Here is a 17562-nt window from a genome sequence, read left to right as displayed (position 1 = left end):
ACGTAAAACAGAGAAGAGGAGTGTGTCGTCGATGTTTAAAAAAATGATCAGTACCATTTTGGCATCCATCTTCGTAGTAGGAATGGTCAGCGGGTGTGCGCAGAGCAGTACCCCATCTGGTGAAAAAGAAGTGAAGATCGGGTATTTCCCGAATCTGACGCATAGCTCTACGATCATTGCGCTGGAGAAAGGATACTTCAAGGAGGCCTTCGGTGCTGATGTGCAGATTCAAACGAAAACAGTCGCCAATGGCGGATTGTTCATGGAAGCGATGGCAACGAAAGCAATTGACGTAGGGACAGTGGGGCCGGGCCCGTTGTTGAACTTTTATGTCAAACATCCAGGGTATCGCCTGATTTCTGGTGCCGTAAATGGCGGCGCAGTCCTCGTTATGAATGGATCTAGCAACATTACGAAACTAGAAGATTTGAAAGGCAAGAAAATCGCCATTCCGGTAATCGGCAGCACACAGGATGTTATGCTCCGTAAAGCATTAAACGATGTTGGTCTGAAACCGACAACGAACGGTGGAGATGTGGAACTGTATGCCGCAGCACCAGCAGATACAGCAGCCTTGTTCGTGCAAAAATCCATTGACGGTGCAGCGACACAGGAGCCATGGGGATATGTACTGGAAAGCAAGGCCGAGGGAAAACTGCTTCTGGATTGGGATCAATTCGCCTGGGGAAAAGAATCTACCAATACAGTGGTGGCAGCCAGCGATGAATTTCTGAAAAAAGAGGGACTGGCAAAAGCCTACCTGCAAGCACACAAAAAAGCAGTGAAATTCATCCAGGATCATCCCGAGGAAAGCCAACAGTTGATCATTAAGCATTTGAAAGACTTAACAGGTAAAGAATTGAGCAAAAAAGAAGTGCAGGCAGCGTTTTCCCGCCTGGAAGTAACAACGGCTGTCAATGAAAAAGTCATTCAGGAAATGGCAGATATCAGTAAGGAAGCCGGGTATATAACCAGTAATAAAATTGACGGCTTGATTGATTTGAAATATTTAGAAGAAGCGAATTAATATCGGTTGGTGAAGACGGCGATTCAGCAGGAGGAACACGGGGTGGGAAGGAATTAGATGGGAAAGGAGGTCATGCCACGATGAAACCACAGGATCAAGGAAGCAAGGAACAGACACAGATTCATACTGACTTTCAAAAAGAAATGTCGTACGGCGACTATTTACAGCTGGACCAAATCTTATCCAGCCAGCATCGACAATCCACCCATCATGATGAAATGCTGTTTATTATCATTCATCAGGTGAGTGAGCTATGGATGAAGCAAATTTTGCATGAACTGTCTGCAGCAAATGAGTGCATCAAAAATCACGATCTAGAACCAGCTTTCAAAATGTTCGCGCGCGTCTCGCGTATCCAGCAGCAATTGATCAAGTCGTGGGATGTCCTTTCTACATTAACCCCAGCGGATTATCTCCAATTCCGTGACAAGCTGGGCCATTCGTCCGGTTTTCAATCCTATCAAAACCGACTGATAGAATTTAAGCTAGGATATAAGAACCAGCATGTCCTCGCGGTGTATGCGCATCAGGCAGAGCTTCACGGCCAAATGAGCACGGCCTTGCAGGAGCCAAGTATTTACGATGCTGCGATCAGTGAAATGGCTGCTCGTGGTTTACCGATTGATCCGGAATGCTTGAACCGCGATTGGTCACAGCCGTATCAACCAAATGAGAGTGTGGAGAAAGCGTGGCTAACCGTGTATCGCAATGTGCACCAGTATTGGGACTTGTACGAGCTGGCAGAAAAGCTGGTGGACATCGCCAGCCAGCAGCAACAATGGCGTTTTAACCATATGACGACGGTTGAGCGTATCATTGGGCAAAAACCAGGAACAGGTGGGTCATCTGGTGTTACCTACTTACGCAGAGCACTCGATCATCGCTTTTTCCCGGAGCTTTGGAGCTTGCGGACACAGTTGTAACAAGTCTGTTCAAACGAATAAGCTTCACAATGAGAAAAGCGTCTTGGCGACCCAGGACGCTTTTTGCCTATGGTACTCATTTCACATCCTTTCACATATTCTTCCTAATATTGGGTACAAATACCCTTCATTTCCAAACAAACATATGTTTTCATTTTTGGGGTAGACCTTTTTGATTAAGAACAACGAGAAACGGAGTGGGCATTTGGATGGAAACGATGAAGCCACCTATGGAAGTGTTATATGCGACACAGCTGAATGCGTTGCGATCCAATGATACAGGAGCAAAGCCTCCCAATTGGCTGATGTCACCCAGAGCAGTGCGCGACTTTATTTTAGGAACGGATGAACCGCTCTCATATGAAGGAGAGAGTATAGAGATTACCAAAAAGTTTTACGGAGACGATGTGCTGATTGAACGCGCGATCGTTACGTTGGCAGGTAATCGAGGCTTGATGCTCGTCGGTGAACCTGGTACGGCGAAGACGATGCTGTCTGAGCTGTTGTCAGCGGCCATCTCTGGTACGAGCACCAACACGATTCAAGGCACCGCTGGAACGACAGAGGATATGATCAAATACTCCTGGAACTACGCGATGCTGCTGGACAAAGGTCCTTCCCTGCAAGCACTGGTTCCTTCACCCTTATACACAGGGATGAACAAAGGGATCATTACAAGGTTTGAAGAGATTACACGTTGCCCTTTTGAGGTTCAGGACGTGTTGATTAGTATTTTGAGTGACAAGGTGATGAACATCCCCGAGCTGTCAGACGGAATCCTGTTTGCCAAGCCCGGTTTTAATATCATTGCAACAGCAAACCTGCGAGACAAGGGCGTCAATGAAATGAGCAGCGCGCTCAAACGTCGTTTTAACTTCGAGACGATCGCGCCGATTAACCATGTGAAAATGGAAGCGCAAATTATCGAGTCTCAAGCAAGAGTGATCTTGCAGCAAAGTGGTGTCGACATCGAGATCGACCGCGATGTGGTAGAAATCCTGGCGACGACGTTCATGGAGCTGCGTACGGGCGAGACAAAGGAAGGGTACAAAATCGATTCGCCTCAATCGGTGATGAGTACAGCAGAAGCCGTGTCCGTTTATGTCCAAAGTGCGATGACATCCCATTATTATGATGGCAGGTCCATTTCTATGGATCGACTGGTGCAAAACATGCTGGGAGCGGTCGTCAAGGAAAACCAAAAGGACGCAAACATCCTGAAAACCTACTTTACCAAAGTGGTTAAAGAACGGGCAAAGGAAGAGGGTCTATGGGGAACTTACTACAACGAGAAGAAATGGATCAAATAAAATCTTTGGTTGAAGAAGAGGTTTACAACCTCAGCAAACAGGTCGTCTATTTCCCGGTTCGCCATCATAGTCCTGCCTGCTCGTTTCATTTGAAGAAAACGATCGAAGAGTACCAGCCGGAAATCATTTTGATTGAAGGCCCTGATCATAGCAACCATATCATTCCGATCTTGACGGATGAACGGACGAAGCCTCCTGTGAGCATTTATTACGCGTACGCTTCCGGGGAGCAAAAATACGTCTGTTACTTTCCGTTTCTTCTATATTCGCCGGAATATGTGGCCTTGGTCGAAGCGAAACGACGGCAGATTCCCGCTGTTTTCATTGATCTGAGCTATGGAAGTCGCCTGGAGAGCCTGGAAGACGGTCATGATTTGAAGAAGAAGAATGAAAAGCTGTCCTATCACGATGAGCGAATGCTGGCAGGCTCACAGTTTATCCAACGCTTGTGTCACACGATGAAATGCCGGAACTTCGATGAGCTCTGGGAAAAGGTATTTGAGCTAGATGGTATCCGCAAAAACACAAAGGACTTCGTCAAAGATGTTTTTGCATACTGCTATTTGTCGCGAAAATGCTATGACGACGCCACATTGGAATCGGAAGGTGATCTGATTCGTGAAGCGCATATGCGTGAAAAAATTGCGGAAGCGAAGCAAAAGTACGCGAGAATCCTCGTCGTAACCGGGGGATTTCATACATACGGACTCATCGAGGAACGGAAGACGTCCTACACGATCCAGAAGGTGTCGGAAGAAAAAATATATCCAATGGTGTACACGTATCAGGAAGCAGATCAGCTGAATGGCTACGCCAGTGGGATGCCGTACGTTCACTACTATGAGAGTGTATGGAAGGCTCTTGAGAAGAAAGAGAGTGCACCATTCTCGAAGAGCGCCTTGATCTACCTCCCGCAACTGCTCAAAAAGCTGCGTGGCAAGGGAGAAACGACATCGACAGCAGATGCGATTGAAGCGTACAGTCTCATGAGCGGCTTGGCTGTCATACGAGAAAAACCCGAGGGTGGAGCCTATGAACTGATCGATTCTGTTCTCTCTGCTTTTACAAAGGGCGAGCGCTCGATAGCAACCTCACAGCCGATCGAGACATTGCGCGAGCTGATGACTGGGGACGGAATTGGTGAGGTAGCCCCGAACTCGCTGGACGTTCCTATCGTTCGCGATTGCAAAGACAGGTGCAAATCGCTGAAGCTCTCCATTACAACGACCGGGCGCAATCAAAAGGTGCTAGAGCTGTATGCCAAGAAGTCGCATCGCGAGGCGAGCCAGTTTTTTCACTGCATGCAGTTTTTGGGAACAGAGCTTTGTGTGAAAGAAGCCGGACCAGACTGGATGAATAACAAAAACGTCAATCTGGTGCGAGAAACATGGCGCTACAGCTATTCCTCCTTCGTCGAAGCTCGTCTGATCGAGAGCTCGGTCTACGGTGGAACCGTGAAGGAAGCAGCGGCACAAAAGCTCGCTGATATGGTAAAAGACCTGCCGCAGCACCAGAGTCATGAGCTGGCAAAATGGCTCTTGATGGCGGTCGTCATGGGATTGGAGGAGCTTGCGGATCAGCTCTTTGTATCTGTAAAAGAGTCCGTTAGGCAGGATGGGCATTTTCTCTCTCTTTGCAAGACATTAAAAACACTGACGATTCTTTTGGAGCAAAAACGGTTGTTCGGTCTTGTAGAGACAGATCGTCTGGAGCACTTGGTGGAAGAAATATACTACCAAGCTGTTACCAAAATCGTCGAGCAGGGCAACCCGAATCCGAGTGAACTGGATGAATTGGCTGATCAGCTCAAATTCTTGTACATGATGAGTGAAAAAAGGCAGGCAGATCATTCCCGAGAAATCTTCAGTGATCAACTACAGGAATTACTGCATAACGACAAGCTCCCAGCGAAACTTGAGGGGGTTGTGGTTGCGATTTTGTGTAATCTGGAAGTGGTCGAACGCGAAGAAATCTCAAGACGTGCGCGTGCCTATATGTTCGGTTCACCCGAGCAGATTTTGCATACGGCCTCGTATTTGCATGGCGTTTTTATCGTGGCCAGAGACTATCTTTTTCATCAAGAAGAAATATTGCGCGATCTGCATCAAATGATTTCTACCTTATCCTACGATGACTTTTTGCAGGTAGCTCCTGAGCTTCGATTGGCATTTACATATTTTAGCCCAATGGAAATTAGTATGCTCTCTGAAAAAGTGGCAGCTCTCTTCCAAACGACCGTAGAACAAATAACGAACCCTGTCATTGATGAGCGCACCTTGCGTGAGGCCCGCATGCTCGATCAAGCGATTAAGGAGGAGTTTGCCAAATGGAACCTGATTTGAGCCGCGAAGCCTTAAACCGCTGGCGGCTGTTGCTAGGCTCTCATGCCGAGGAATCATTGGAAGGCAGCGGGGTGTATCAATCCTCGGAGTTTTCCTATCAGGAATTAGACTCGATTCTCGAATTTTTATATAACCGTGAATATGGAGAAGAGCAGGGGTACCGGAAAGAAGGAGGCCGCGGAGAGTCTGCATTGACAGTTCCCGTCTGGCTGAACAAAATTCGCAAGCTGTTTCCCAAAAAAACGGTGGAAATTCTCGAACGGCAAGCGCTGGACCGCTATAACATGACGGAGCTGTTGACCGACAAAAAAGTGCTGGAGAGCATGGAGCCCAACATGACCCTCTTAAAAAACATCCTGCAATTCAAAGGCAGGATGAAAGGGGAGGTCGTGAAAAGCGCAAAGGAAATCGTACGCAAAGTCGTTGAGGATCTTAAGCGTCAGCTGGAAAATGAAGTCCAGACCAGCATCGTTGGTAAACGCAATCGCCATAAGCGTGGCTATACGAAGACGATGAAAAACCTGGATGTGCATAAGACGATTCGCAAGAACCTGAAAAACTACGACCGCAAAAAGAGCCGCTTTATTATCGATGAGCTGTATTTCCATAGCAACATCCAGCATCACAACAAGTGGAACATCGTCATTGTCGTGGACGAGAGCGGCAGTATGATGGACTCTGTTATTTACAGCTCGGTGATGGCGAGTATTTTTTACAAGCTCGCTGCACTAAAGACGCATCTGGTCATTTTTGATACCAAGGTGGTCGATTTGAGCGACAGACTGGATGATCCGGTAGACGTGCTGATGAGTGTTCAGCTTGGTGGAGGGACACATATTGCACAGGCGCTCAAATACGGGAGGACTCTGCTCGAAAATCCGTCCAAGACGATTTTCATTCTCGTCAGTGATTTGGAGGAAGGCTATCCCATCAAGGAAATGTACCGCCAGAGCAAGGAAATCATCGACGCGGGCTGCAAGTTTTTAGTGTTGACGGCTTTGGATTTCAGTGGAAACGCTGTTTATAACCAGCACGCAGCAAGAGTATTGAGCGACATGGGAGCAAATGTTGCCGCGATCACGCCTGACGAGCTAGCGCAGTGGATAGGAAAGGTCATCAAATAGAGAGAAGGAGGAGTAAGGAATGGTATTACGAAAGACAGACCTACATCCGGGTACGAAAAAATTTGTAGAGGAATTTATCCGTGTAAGTGATCGAAACAAGCATTTGCACGATCAAATCGCTGATTATGTCGCTGGTGACACTGACGAATGCCCGCCAATCGTGGAGGACCCGCGGTTTTACACCTATTCGCTTCGATCCGATTTTGAGAAGCTGAGAAAGCGCGGCGAGGAGCAGGCTTTCTACCGTGCGGCTGTGCTTATCTACAAGGCGAGTAACCGTTTTTATGAAAAGAAAAACGTGATGGATGAATGCTTCTTGGACCAGATAGAACTGCGAAGCATGAATGATAACGGTGATGCTGATATCCGTGAAAAAGATCAAAAAGCATTTGAGGCCATGAAAAAAACGGTCGAGCATTTCGGCCATGCTTTGTTTGCGGAATTTTTGTCAAAAGCAGCGGAGGATTATCACACAAGCATCAGCCGTGATTACTCCTCGGCATTTGATCGGGCTAAATTTTTGCTATTCATTTCGTATGCCTACTCCATTTCCCCGAGTTTACTGGAAGCAGCAAAAGTGAAGCTGGTGCCGAGCTACTATTATCTGCTTACAGGGGATACGCGCGAATTTATAAAAGAGCTGCATTCGATTGCAAAAGAAGTCGTGACCATGCAGTATTCGAGCAACAATTTACTTACGAACGAGTCGTTGTACCCTTCGTTCGTCAAAGAGAAAAAGGCTGCACTACGCGAAAAGTATTATCCGGGAGAGCAGCCCAAGGAAGGCTCCCTTTTGAATCAGAAGCATTTGAAGCGGTATATGGAGCTGGTCATCAGCTTGTTGTATTACCGCATTCATGTCAAAGGCGGGATCAATGCGTTCCTCAACAAGGAAGAGGAGATCGATCGGGAGTTGCACGATACGTTGCAAATCCTGTTCGACATGTTCCCGCTTGATATCCTGTCCGAGGATAAGCGACTGGCTGGGCTCGTGCACATGGATGAGCCTTACGACCTGCTGCTAGGACTTCGTGAGCATTTGCTTTCCCCGCCTACGCAATGGGAGAAAGTGAAGCAACTCGTTCTGGAAGACCTAACCAAATCAAGACGGGCTCTTGAACTTGCATCGATCCCAATGGTGAAGGGATATTTGTACAAAACATTGGCGGAAAATGGGGAGGATCTCTCCGGATTCCAGCCTTCTTTGGAAGGTATTGTTCAGGACGCGCTCCGACGTGCGAAGGGCTCGACCAAGCTGGCAAGCTATTTGGATGAAAAAGCGGCGCTGGAGGATGTGCTCGAACATGTGAATCTGGAGGACACGCAACTGGTAAGGCAGCAGATGATCCTGCTGAGCTTTTTGCCTGTGGATCATCCGTTTATTGCTCGACTGATCCCGTTCATGTGCCGCTACAACGACAAGTCCAATCGAAGAGTAGGTCATATGTGCTTCGCGTATGCGTTCCAGGATCGGTTGGCTGCCATCATCGAGCATTACCAGACGGATGAAGACGTAGATATCCAGGCACTTTTCTATCGGATTTTGACTCTCAAGGAGATGCACTATTATTACACAGAGGTCAATGAAGAGGTGTATCGTTCGCTGGTCGTATCGAATCCGGCAATGAGTCTGGCTCAATTTGACAAACTGGAAACGGATATTCGCGTATTTGTGCTGCAAACCCTACTAGCAGCGAAGGACACTCTGACAGTTGAATTGCGCAACGAAGCGATTCTGCTCGGATTGTCTGACAGCTCGAAGAAAGTAAGTGGCATCGCTGGTGCAGCGTTTCTTCAGGCAAAAGACAAAGAGCTCTATTTGCACGTTTATCGGACTGAGAAAAAAGCAAAGGTCAAGGAACTGGCGCTGGACGCGATTCGCTCACTGGACAATAACAAGGACATTTTCCAAGAGCTGTTGGCAGCAGAAAAGAACAATAAATTTAAAACGCTACTACAGACATTTATAGAAGCCGAGGAGCATGGTCCGGATGCGAGCCTGACCCATTTGGGCAATTTGATCGACAAACGCAAGCTCACACGGATTAAATGGATGCCGCTTGAGCGCATACCGCATCTTCGCGATCAAGAGGGCAATGAGCTGGGCCAGGAAGTGATGGAGTACATTCTGACGGCCTCGATTGAATTCCCGACAGCGCCGAACCCGCTTGTGCTTGATTTGAAACCGTCTCTGCAAGCTGCTTCTATGGCTGACTTTTCCGCTGAAGTATTGCGGACTTGGCTCGATAATGGGGCAGTCGCCAAAGAAAAATGGGTCATGCCGATCTGCGTAGCTTTCGGGGATCGTCGTATAGTCGATACGATTGGTCAGTGGATCAAAGACTGGACAGATCACTCCCGTGGTGCTTTGGCTGCGGATGGCGTTCGTGCTCTATCTTTCTCGGATGATTTGACGGCGCTGCGTCTCATCGACCAGATTAAGCGTACGATCAAGAATAGACAGGTCAAAACAGCAGCAGAAGAGGCGCTCGCCATGGCGGCAGCGAATCAGAACATTTCCGCGATGGAGCTGGAAGACCGTCTTGTTACGACGCTCGGCTTCGATGCGTCAGGAAAACAAGTGTTTGATTACGGCGATCGGACCTTCACTGTCAAGGTCAGCAACGAGCTGGAGCTGGAAGTCACGAACGACAGTACCGGAAAAGCAGTGAAAAATCTTCCCGCGCCGTCCGCAAAAGACGATCAGGAGATGGCTGAGCAGGCGCGATTGACGTTTGCCCAATTGAAAAAAGACTTGAAAAATATGGTCAAAATCCAATCTCTTCGCCTGGAGGAGTCGTTGTCCAAATCGCGTTACTGGTCGACTGCTGCATGGAAGCGTCTCTTTGTAGAGAATGTTTTGATGCAAAAATTCGCCATTGGACTCATTTGGGGTGTATACGAGGACAGCAAGCTCGTGGATACATTCCGTTATATGGATGATGGGACGTTTAACACAGTGGACGAGGATGAGTATGAGCTGGCAGATGAACAGCTCATTGGATTGATTCACCCACTGGAGCTGGACGAAGAGACATTGAGCGGCTGGCGCACGCAGCTTGAGGATTACGAGATTGCCCAACCATTCGAGCAGCTGAATCGGGAAGCGTTCCTGCCTACCGAAGAAGAGCTGAAAGCCAACGAAGTGCTGCGTCTGCCAGACGAATCGTATTCACCTACTGCATTTGCGAAAACGATGGAGAAGTTCGGCTGGGTAAAAGGGACGCCGCTGGATGCCGGTTATTATTACGAGTTTTACAAACTCTATGACGGTATGGTGGCTGAGCTGAAAATCAGCGGGGCGAGCATTACGTATTGGGAGGGCATGGAGGATGTGAAGCTGGAGGCGCTGGCTTTCTTCCCGAATGAGGATGCCCAGTACAAGCATTTTTACTTCAAACCAGTGGATCGACTGAAGCTCACCGACATTCCAACTCGCATTTTTAGCGAAACCGTCTATGATGTCATGCGTGCAGCAGGAAAATAACGATGGCGGATTTCACATTGGAATTTCATCGATTTATCGCGCTGTGCAACGAAGAGTATCTGATCAAATACGCGAATAAAGGAATTTACAATCGTTCCATCAAGGAAATGGAAAAAGGAATCACCGTTTCCTACGAGTTTCGGGACGATCACGTCGAGTGTGCGCTGTCAGATGACAGCGTATGCCGACTTCATGCGGATATCAATCGCTTTTCTTGCTCATGTCCGTCTGACAAGATTTGCAAGCATGTCATTATCGCCATCGTCTACTATGCACAAAACCATTTGCAAGCAGGAGCAGAGGCTGAAGACCAGCCGGAGACCTACAAGCCTGACTTTAGCTGGCTGTTGCAATTGCAGCCGACACAAATTGTGAAGGCATTTACCCCGGCTCAGCTTGAGGAAGTGTTGTTCCGCCTCGACTATGTAGAAGAGCTAGAGGTTGTAGAAACCTCCTTTTTGACGATTAGATTGTGTACACAAGACGTATCGGTTTCCTTTGACAGTGATTCGGAGATCGGGAAGAGTATGTGCAGCTGCAAGGCGAAGGGCAATTGCTTGCACAAGCTGGAGACCATTTTGCGTTATCGGGCACTGCATCAGCTGCACGACCGTGAGCAATTGCATGCTTCCGTAACAGATGTCAGCTATGAAAATGAGGTCGTAGCGGAAGCAAAAGCTCTGATCGCCGAGATTATCGGTATTGGCTTGGCGAAGCTGTCCCAGACGATTTGTACTCGGCTGGAGCTGCTTGCCATCGCCGCGCATAACGGCAATCTTCCCCGCGTAGAAAAGGACATTCGTGGCATTCACGGTGAGCTGAACTTGTTTTTTCAGCGGCATGTCAAGTTTTCGACAGAAGCGCTACTCGACCGACTTTCTCGTGTATATGTAAGCTTGGTAGCGTTAGAGAAGACCGATCAGACAGAAGCGAAGAAACAGCTGCTAGGCAGCTTCAAGAGTAAGTACCATATGATCCCACAGTTGAGTCTGTACGCGCTGGGAGCAAATCCGTGGGAGACGCGGTCTGGGTACAAGGGTATTACGTATTACTTCTTCTCGCTCGGGGATCAACGCCTGTACACGTATACAGAAGCACGACCCGTTTATTATGAGGGCATTTCCTTTTCCTTTAAGGACAGCTATAAAGGGAAAGTGCCTTGGGGAGAGTTGATCTCGTTGGAGGAGCTCTCTCATTCGCAGGTCATTCTGACACATGCGAAGACGAATCGGGAACAGCGCTTGTCTTCCAGTGAGGAGACACGACTAGCCATCGTACCAAGGGAGAATATTGAAGAGCTTGATCTTGGCAAGGTTTTGGTTCGTGACTGGTCATGTGATTGGAAAGAAGCTGCAAGTGATATGTTTGAGACATCGATGGATTCGGTTTTTTTGTTGAAAGCGAAGAAGTTCAATCATGTAGAATTCGATCAGAAGACACAGCAGCTGATCCTTACGATCGAGGACGAACAATGCCATTCTCTTAGCTTGAGCATTTCCTATCAGGGGGAACTCGCCCGCAATATACGCCATCTCGAACAAAATAAACGGCTACTGGAGTTACGCGATGTGTATTTGCTTGTGCAAAAAATAGGGGAAGGACTCTACCCGATCAGCATCATGCAAGGCAAATCGCTAACGAGCTTTAAGCTGGACCTATAACGGTGAGGGAGTGGACATAAAATTATGGAGGAGTTGTATTCCTTTACCGAAAAGCTGACGGAATGGCAGGAACGATTGTTGCTCAAAGGAATCCATAAACTCGACAAGCAAGATTTGCAGGAGTTAAAAAAGCTGCAAGAGCTCGCGACCGAATACGATATGAGCTTCCTCGGATCATTAATAGAAGACCTGCTCGTGGAGGGCAATCGCTATTTGCAGGAAGTAAAAGCGGATGGGGAGTTATTAACAAAGCAATACTTGTATGTGGTTCAGTACGTGAACATGATGAAAAAGCCGTTAGCTCGTACGATGATGTAAGGCTGGAAGGGTTTATCATTTGACAGAAAAATGATAGGATTGACTCATTATTGATTATTGGAAGTGATCCATGATGAGCGCCGATCATTCAATGCAGACCATTAGTCGAACCATCCAAATCTTGCGTTCTTTCTCAAAGGATGAAAAGGAATTGTCCTTGGCTGAGTTTCATCATAAGCTTGGTCTGTCCAAATCCAGCCTTCAGCGAATATTAAATACGCTGGTGAACTATGGCTTTTTGGAGAAGGATGAGAAAAAGAAGACGTATAAGCTCGGCAATGAACTCTATTACCTCGGAAAGCTGGTAGAAGAGCATTCCCATCTGCTTGCGACCACGAAGCCTTATCTGGCAAAGATCAGGGACCGGTTTGGTGAAAGCGTGTATCTCAATGTCATGGAAAACAACGAGCGGAAATGTATTGCTTTTGAAGAGGGCAAGCACGGTTTGGTAACCATTTCACATATCGGGCAAACTTCGCCGCTCTATGCAGGTGCTTCAGCAAAGCTTCTGTTGGCATATCTTCCGCAAGATAAAATTGCGCAATATTTTCAGGATACAGATTTGATCCCTGTCACGGAAAAGACGGTTACGAACAAGGTGGAATTACTGGAGGAAATTGCGAGCATTCGTACGCGAGGATATGCACATAGTTACAGTGAGCGAGTCATCGGAGTATGCTCGGTGAGTGCACCAATCGTTAACCGTTGGGGAGAAACAATCGCAGGCGTATCGATTTCAGCCCCGATGATTCGTGTCACAGATGACCTTTTCCAGCAATTTATCGAAGTCATTACGGAAACAGCGAAGCAAATTTCCAGCGACCTAGCGTTTAAGAATGAGTAAAAAACTGGATGTGCATGATTTTTCTCCATGCGGAGAGAATTCGTGCACATCTTTTTTATTGGGTAAATTTTAGATAATTCTGTTTAATGTCCTTGTGCCTGGAAGAGAGTTGGTGTATCATTCCATTTAAAGGTACGCTATACCGATTATCGGTACATTCGTTTCGATAAATGGAGAAGAGGTGTTAAGAGGAGATGGGAAGTCTGCAATTACCAGTTGCTCATTTATCTGAAAAAACAGAACTTATCCGCGCAGAAGTTCGTGAATTCCTGACAAACGAACAGGATAAGGGGACATTTGAACCACGATGTGATCAATGGTTGAATGGTTATTCTCCAGAACTAACAAAAAAGCTTGGCGAAAAAGGCTGGATCGGGATGACGTGGCCCAAAAAATACGGAGGTCACGAGCGTTCCGCGTTGGAGCGCTATGTACTGACAGAAGAATTGCTGGCTGCAGGGGCACCAGTGGGTGCTCAGTGGATCGCAGATCGCCAGACAGGGCCATTGCTCTTGCGATACGGAACCGAAGAGCAACGCACCGAATTTTTACCGAAGATTGCGAAAGGCGAATGCTACTTTGCTATCGGTTTAAGCGAGCCTAATGCGGGTTCTGACCTGGCAGCCGTACGAACGAAAGCTGTCAAAACAGAAGGTGGGTGGCTCCTGAATGGCAGCAAAATATGGACGAGTGGCGCTCATCATGCCCATTACATGATCACGTTGTGCAGAACCTCGCCGCTTGATCCCGAAAAGCGGCATGCCGGCATGAGTCAGCTTCTCGTCGATTTGTCCGCACCCGGTGTGACGATTCGCCCCATTTATGCGATGACAGGGGAGCATCATTTTAACGAAATCATTTTTGAGGATGTGTTTATACCCGAGAATAGACTGGTCGGAGAAGAAGGAAACGGCTGGAAGCAGTCCATGACTGAACTCGCTTATGAGCGGAGTGGTCCCGAGCGAATTTTGAGTACGTTCCCCTTGCTCCAGGAGCTGACCTACCAAATTCAGCAGCGAGGAGACGCCCAATTGATGACGCATGTCAGCATGCTTGTCGCAAGGCTCTGGACTTTGCGCCAGATGTCCATTGGGATTGCCCACATGCTGGAGAAGGGGGAAACACCCGATATCGCAGCAGCGCTTGTCAAAGACATGGGAAACAAATTTGAAATGCAGGTGGCGGAGATTACTCGACTGCTGATTCCGACTTCTCCATCTGTGAGTGCCGCATCGCGTCTCGATCGGTTGATGGCGGAATCTATCCTGCAAGCTCCAGGCTTCACTCTTCGTGGGGGAACAACGGAAGTTATGCGTGGAATTGTAGCAAAGGGGGTTATCAAAAAATGAACGATATCGCAAAAATGCTGATCCAATCCACGACAAAAATCATGAAGGACGTCTGCACAAAAGAAATGGTCAATGATGCGGAAAAAGGACGTTGGGCAGCGGAATTGTGGGAAGTGCTTGCTGAGTCGGGTTTGCTGTCCATTGCTGTACCAGAGGAGCGCAATGGAAATGGCGGGAGCTATCGCGATGCGTTTTCGGTCGTGAGGATTGCTGCAAAGTATTCAGCTCCGATTCCATTAGCGGAAACCTTGCTTGCCAATTGGTTGCTGGCAGATATGGGTGAAAGCGTGTCAGAAGAGCCGTTGACCATTGCTTGGAAGTATAGCAAGCCATTTGCGTTCCGTAAAAGTGCGGAAGGATGGATGGTAACAGGAGAAGCAGAAGGTGTTCCGTGGGCGAGACATGCAAAGCGTATGCTGGTGATAGGAACACTTGGCACCGAGGCAGTGCTGACACTATTGGAGCCAAAAAAAGGGACGATCACGCTTGGACAAAATATGGCGGGTGAAGCACGGGACACGGTGACATTTTCGGACATATGCCTCGAGCATTGCCGACTCATCCCGGTTTCTGCAGAGGGTGTGCAAGAATGGATCTGGTACTCCGGTGCATTAATGCGAACTGTCATGATGGCAGGTGCGTTGGAACGCATCATGGAGCTGACGGTAGCCTATTCGTCAGAGCGCGCCCAATTTGGCAAGCTCATCAGCCAATTTCAGGCTGTACAGCATCAGCTTGCTACACTGGTCGGGGAAGCCACTGCATCGGATGCAGCTGCCAATTGTGCGGTAGAAGCATTTGAAAAAAACAAGCTCTCCAAGGAAATTGCCATGGCAAAAATCCGCGTCAACGAGGCTGTCGGCATAGCTGCGCCTGTAGCACATCAGGTGCATGGAGCAATTGGCTTTACTCATGAGCATATCCTTCACCAATCTACTCGCCGAATCTGGTCATGGCGGGACGAGTTCGGGAGCGAGACGGAGTGGGGCACAAGACTGGCTGAAGAATTGATGCGAGTTGACCATAATAGATTATGGTCATATATAACGGAAAAATCATCGTAGTAGACGAAAAGGGGTGCGTAAGCATGAGTGATTTGCTTTTTCGCGTTGAAAGCGGAGTTGCCCGTATCACGTTGAACCGACCGGACTCTCTCAATGCCTTCAGTACGGAAATGATCGAGCTGTGGATTCGCGCACTGGAGGAGATTCGCGATAATGACAGCATCCGTGTCGTCGTTTTGACTGGCAATGGGAGAGCGTTTTGCAGTGGAGGAGATATCAAGTCCATGTTGCGTGGACAGGGCTTTCTCCACATGAATCAGGATGCGGAGCAGGCTGATTTGTCATCAACGGGATTGGCTCGCAAGCACAGCCTGTGGAAGCGTGTTCAGCGGGTGCCGCTTTTATTGCAAGAAATAGACAAACCTGTCATTGCCATGATCAACGGAATCGCTTTGGGAGCTGGACTCGACATGGCGCTGATGTGCGACATACGAATCGCGGCACAAAGCGCAAAAGTTTCCGAGGGTTATATCAAGGCGGGAATCGTACCAGGTGATGGAGGGGCTTACTTTTTGCCGAGACTCGTCGGTGTGGATCGAGCACTGGAAATGCTCTGGACAGGAGACACGTACACAGCGGAAGAGGCGAAGCAGCTGGGCCTCCTTACACATGTAGTGCCTGACGAAGAGCTTGAGGTCTTTGTAGAAAAGTACGTACAAAAATTAGCCAATGGTCCTCAAGAGGTCATTCGTTTTATGAAAAGGGCTGTGTACCAAAGCATGACGACCGATTTACGGACATCGCTTGACATGATTTCCTCCGCCATGGGGCTTGTTACCGAGCTTCCCGACTATCAAGAAGGCGTGAGCTCAATTGCCGAAAAACGTCAACCGAACTTCAAATGACAGAGAAGGGGGATGAGCGTTTTGATGCAAGCATTAGATGGCATTCGTGTTCTGGACTTGTCGCGTACATTGGCGGGGCCTTTTTGCACGATGCTATTGGGGGATATGGGTGCAGACATCATCAAAGTGGAAGAGCCTTTACATGGTGACGAGACAAGGAGCTTTACTCCCCCTACCTGGGACGGCATCAGCAGCTACTACTTGGCTTCGAATCGGAACAAACGAAGCATCACCATTGACTTGAAAACAGAAGAGGGAAAAGAAATCATCCACTCATTAGCCCGCGATGCAGACATCTTTGTCGAGAACTTTCGAACGGGGACAATGGAGAGGCTCGGTTTCGGATATGAACAATTAAAGCAGATCAATCCACGGTTGATTTACTGTTCCATCTCTGGATTCGGCCGAACCGGGCCAGAGAAAAACAGAGCAGGCTACGACCTCTTGCTTCAAGGATATGGCGGGCTGATGAGCATTACAGGAGAGGGGAACGGAGCACCTGTAAAGGTAGGAACGTCAATCGTGGACATGAATGCAGGTATGTTTGCAGTATACGGGATATTGACCGCAATCATTGCACGCGAAAAGACCGGGAGAGGCCAGTTTATCGACGTCAGCTTGCTGGACGGTCAGGTAGTTTTGCTCAACTATTTGGCAACCAGCTATTTTGCCACTGGAAATATACCTGGTCGTATGGGCAGTGCTCATCCTTCACTTGTGCCTTATCAAGCCTTTGCTTGTCGAGACGGCCAGATCATTCTTGCAATTACCAATAATCGCTTGTGGGAAAAGACTTGCTGTGCTCTAGGATGGGAAGATTTGTCGATTGATCCGAGATTTGCAACCAATGACAATCGTGTGGCCCATCGAGAGGAACTCATTCAAATGATCAACGAGAGACTTTCTGTACGGGATAGCGAAGATATTTTTGCCTGTCTGGATGCTGTGGGCGTGCCTTGTGGTCCCATTCATTCCATTGATCAGGTGCTCAATCATCCACAAGTACACGAACGGGAACTCATTTTGGAAATGAAGCATCCAATTGTCCAAAATCTGAAAGTTCCGGGCTTTCCAGTCAAGCTATCCGACACGCCTGCAACGGTCAAACGCTATCCGCCGTTGTTAGGTGAGCATACCGATGAAATATTGCTCGAACAAGGGTATTCGAATGAACGAATTGAAAAATGGAGAGGCGAAGGGGTAATCGGCAATTTGCGACCTTATCGCAGACAGAAAAGCTAGCAGGTTGATATCAACCTATGTTATCC

Annotated in this window: 13 protein-coding genes; all 13 read left to right on the top strand. The window is 48.0% G+C overall.

Annotation, left to right across the window (positions count from 1 at the left end; translation table 11 throughout):
• The first annotated feature begins 31 nt into the window (after window positions 1–31).
• The 13 genes from AB1L17_RS03430 (at window position 32) to AB1L17_RS03370 (ending at window position 17536) form a co-directional block, all read left to right on the top strand.
• Complete coding sequence (locus AB1L17_RS03430; RefSeq protein ID WP_412847396.1) at window positions 32–1027, top strand: ABC transporter substrate-binding protein; 996 nt, start codon at window positions 32–34, stop codon at window positions 1025–1027.
• Window positions 1028–1107: 80 nt separating this feature from the next.
• Window positions 1108–1950, top strand: a complete 843-nt coding sequence (gene kynA / locus AB1L17_RS03425; RefSeq protein WP_412847395.1) for a tryptophan 2,3-dioxygenase — start codon at window positions 1108–1110, stop codon at window positions 1948–1950.
• A gap of 209 nt (window positions 1951–2159) precedes the next feature.
• The gene (locus AB1L17_RS03420; protein ID WP_412847393.1) at window positions 2160–3260 is read left to right on the top strand and encodes an ATP-binding protein; all 1101 of its coding nucleotides are present in this window, start codon (window positions 2160–2162) and stop codon (window positions 3258–3260) included.
• Entirely contained in the window at window positions 3221–5602 is a 2382-nt protein-coding gene (locus AB1L17_RS03415; protein ID WP_412847392.1) for a DUF5682 family protein, read from the top strand. Before AB1L17_RS03420 ends, AB1L17_RS03415 begins: the two co-directional genes overlap by 40 nt.
• Window positions 5587–6726: a VWA domain-containing protein gene (locus AB1L17_RS03410; protein ID WP_412847391.1), complete on the top strand. Its 1140-nt coding sequence runs from the start codon at window positions 5587–5589 to the stop codon at window positions 6724–6726. The genes AB1L17_RS03415 and AB1L17_RS03410 overlap by 16 nt, the downstream gene beginning before the upstream one ends.
• 19 nt (window positions 6727–6745) lie before the next feature.
• Entirely contained in the window at window positions 6746–10213 is a 3468-nt protein-coding gene (locus AB1L17_RS03405; RefSeq protein WP_412847390.1) for a DUF4132 domain-containing protein, read from the top strand.
• Window positions 10214–10215: 2 nt separating this feature from the next.
• On the top strand, window positions 10216–11874 hold the full coding sequence (locus AB1L17_RS03400) for a hypothetical protein (RefSeq protein WP_412847389.1): 1659 nt from the start codon (window positions 10216–10218) through the stop codon (window positions 11872–11874).
• Between the two features lie 24 nt (window positions 11875–11898).
• Window positions 11899–12192: a hypothetical protein gene (locus tag AB1L17_RS03395; RefSeq protein ID WP_412847388.1), complete on the top strand. Its 294-nt coding sequence runs from the start codon at window positions 11899–11901 to the stop codon at window positions 12190–12192.
• A gap of 70 nt (window positions 12193–12262) precedes the next feature.
• Window positions 12263–13036 carry an IclR family transcriptional regulator gene (locus tag AB1L17_RS03390; protein WP_412847387.1) on the top strand — a complete coding sequence of 258 codons (774 nt, stop codon included), beginning with the start codon at window positions 12263–12265 and terminating at the stop codon, window positions 13034–13036.
• Between the two features lie 194 nt (window positions 13037–13230).
• The gene (locus AB1L17_RS03385) at window positions 13231–14385 is read left to right on the top strand and encodes an acyl-CoA dehydrogenase family protein (RefSeq protein WP_412847386.1); all 1155 of its coding nucleotides are present in this window, start codon (window positions 13231–13233) and stop codon (window positions 14383–14385) included.
• A complete protein-coding gene (locus tag AB1L17_RS03380; protein ID WP_412847385.1) occupies window positions 14382–15449 on the top strand; it encodes an acyl-CoA dehydrogenase family protein in 1068 nt (355 codons plus the stop codon). The genes AB1L17_RS03385 and AB1L17_RS03380 overlap by 4 nt, the downstream gene beginning before the upstream one ends.
• 23 nt (window positions 15450–15472) lie before the next feature.
• On the top strand, window positions 15473–16294 hold the full coding sequence (locus AB1L17_RS03375; protein WP_412847384.1) for an enoyl-CoA hydratase/isomerase family protein: 822 nt from the start codon (window positions 15473–15475) through the stop codon (window positions 16292–16294).
• A 24-nt stretch (window positions 16295–16318) separates the two neighbouring features.
• Window positions 16319–17536 (top strand): CaiB/BaiF CoA transferase family protein, encoded by a 1218-nt coding sequence (locus tag AB1L17_RS03370; protein ID WP_412847454.1) that lies wholly within the window; start codon window positions 16319–16321, stop codon window positions 17534–17536.
• Window positions 17537–17562: the final 26 nt, after the last annotated feature.

The organism is Brevibacillus jepli (genome assembly GCF_047229145.1).
In the GTDB taxonomy this organism is placed as follows: domain Bacteria; phylum Bacillota; class Bacilli; order Brevibacillales; family Brevibacillaceae; genus Brevibacillus.
This window is presented reverse-complemented; position numbering and strand designations above follow the sequence as displayed.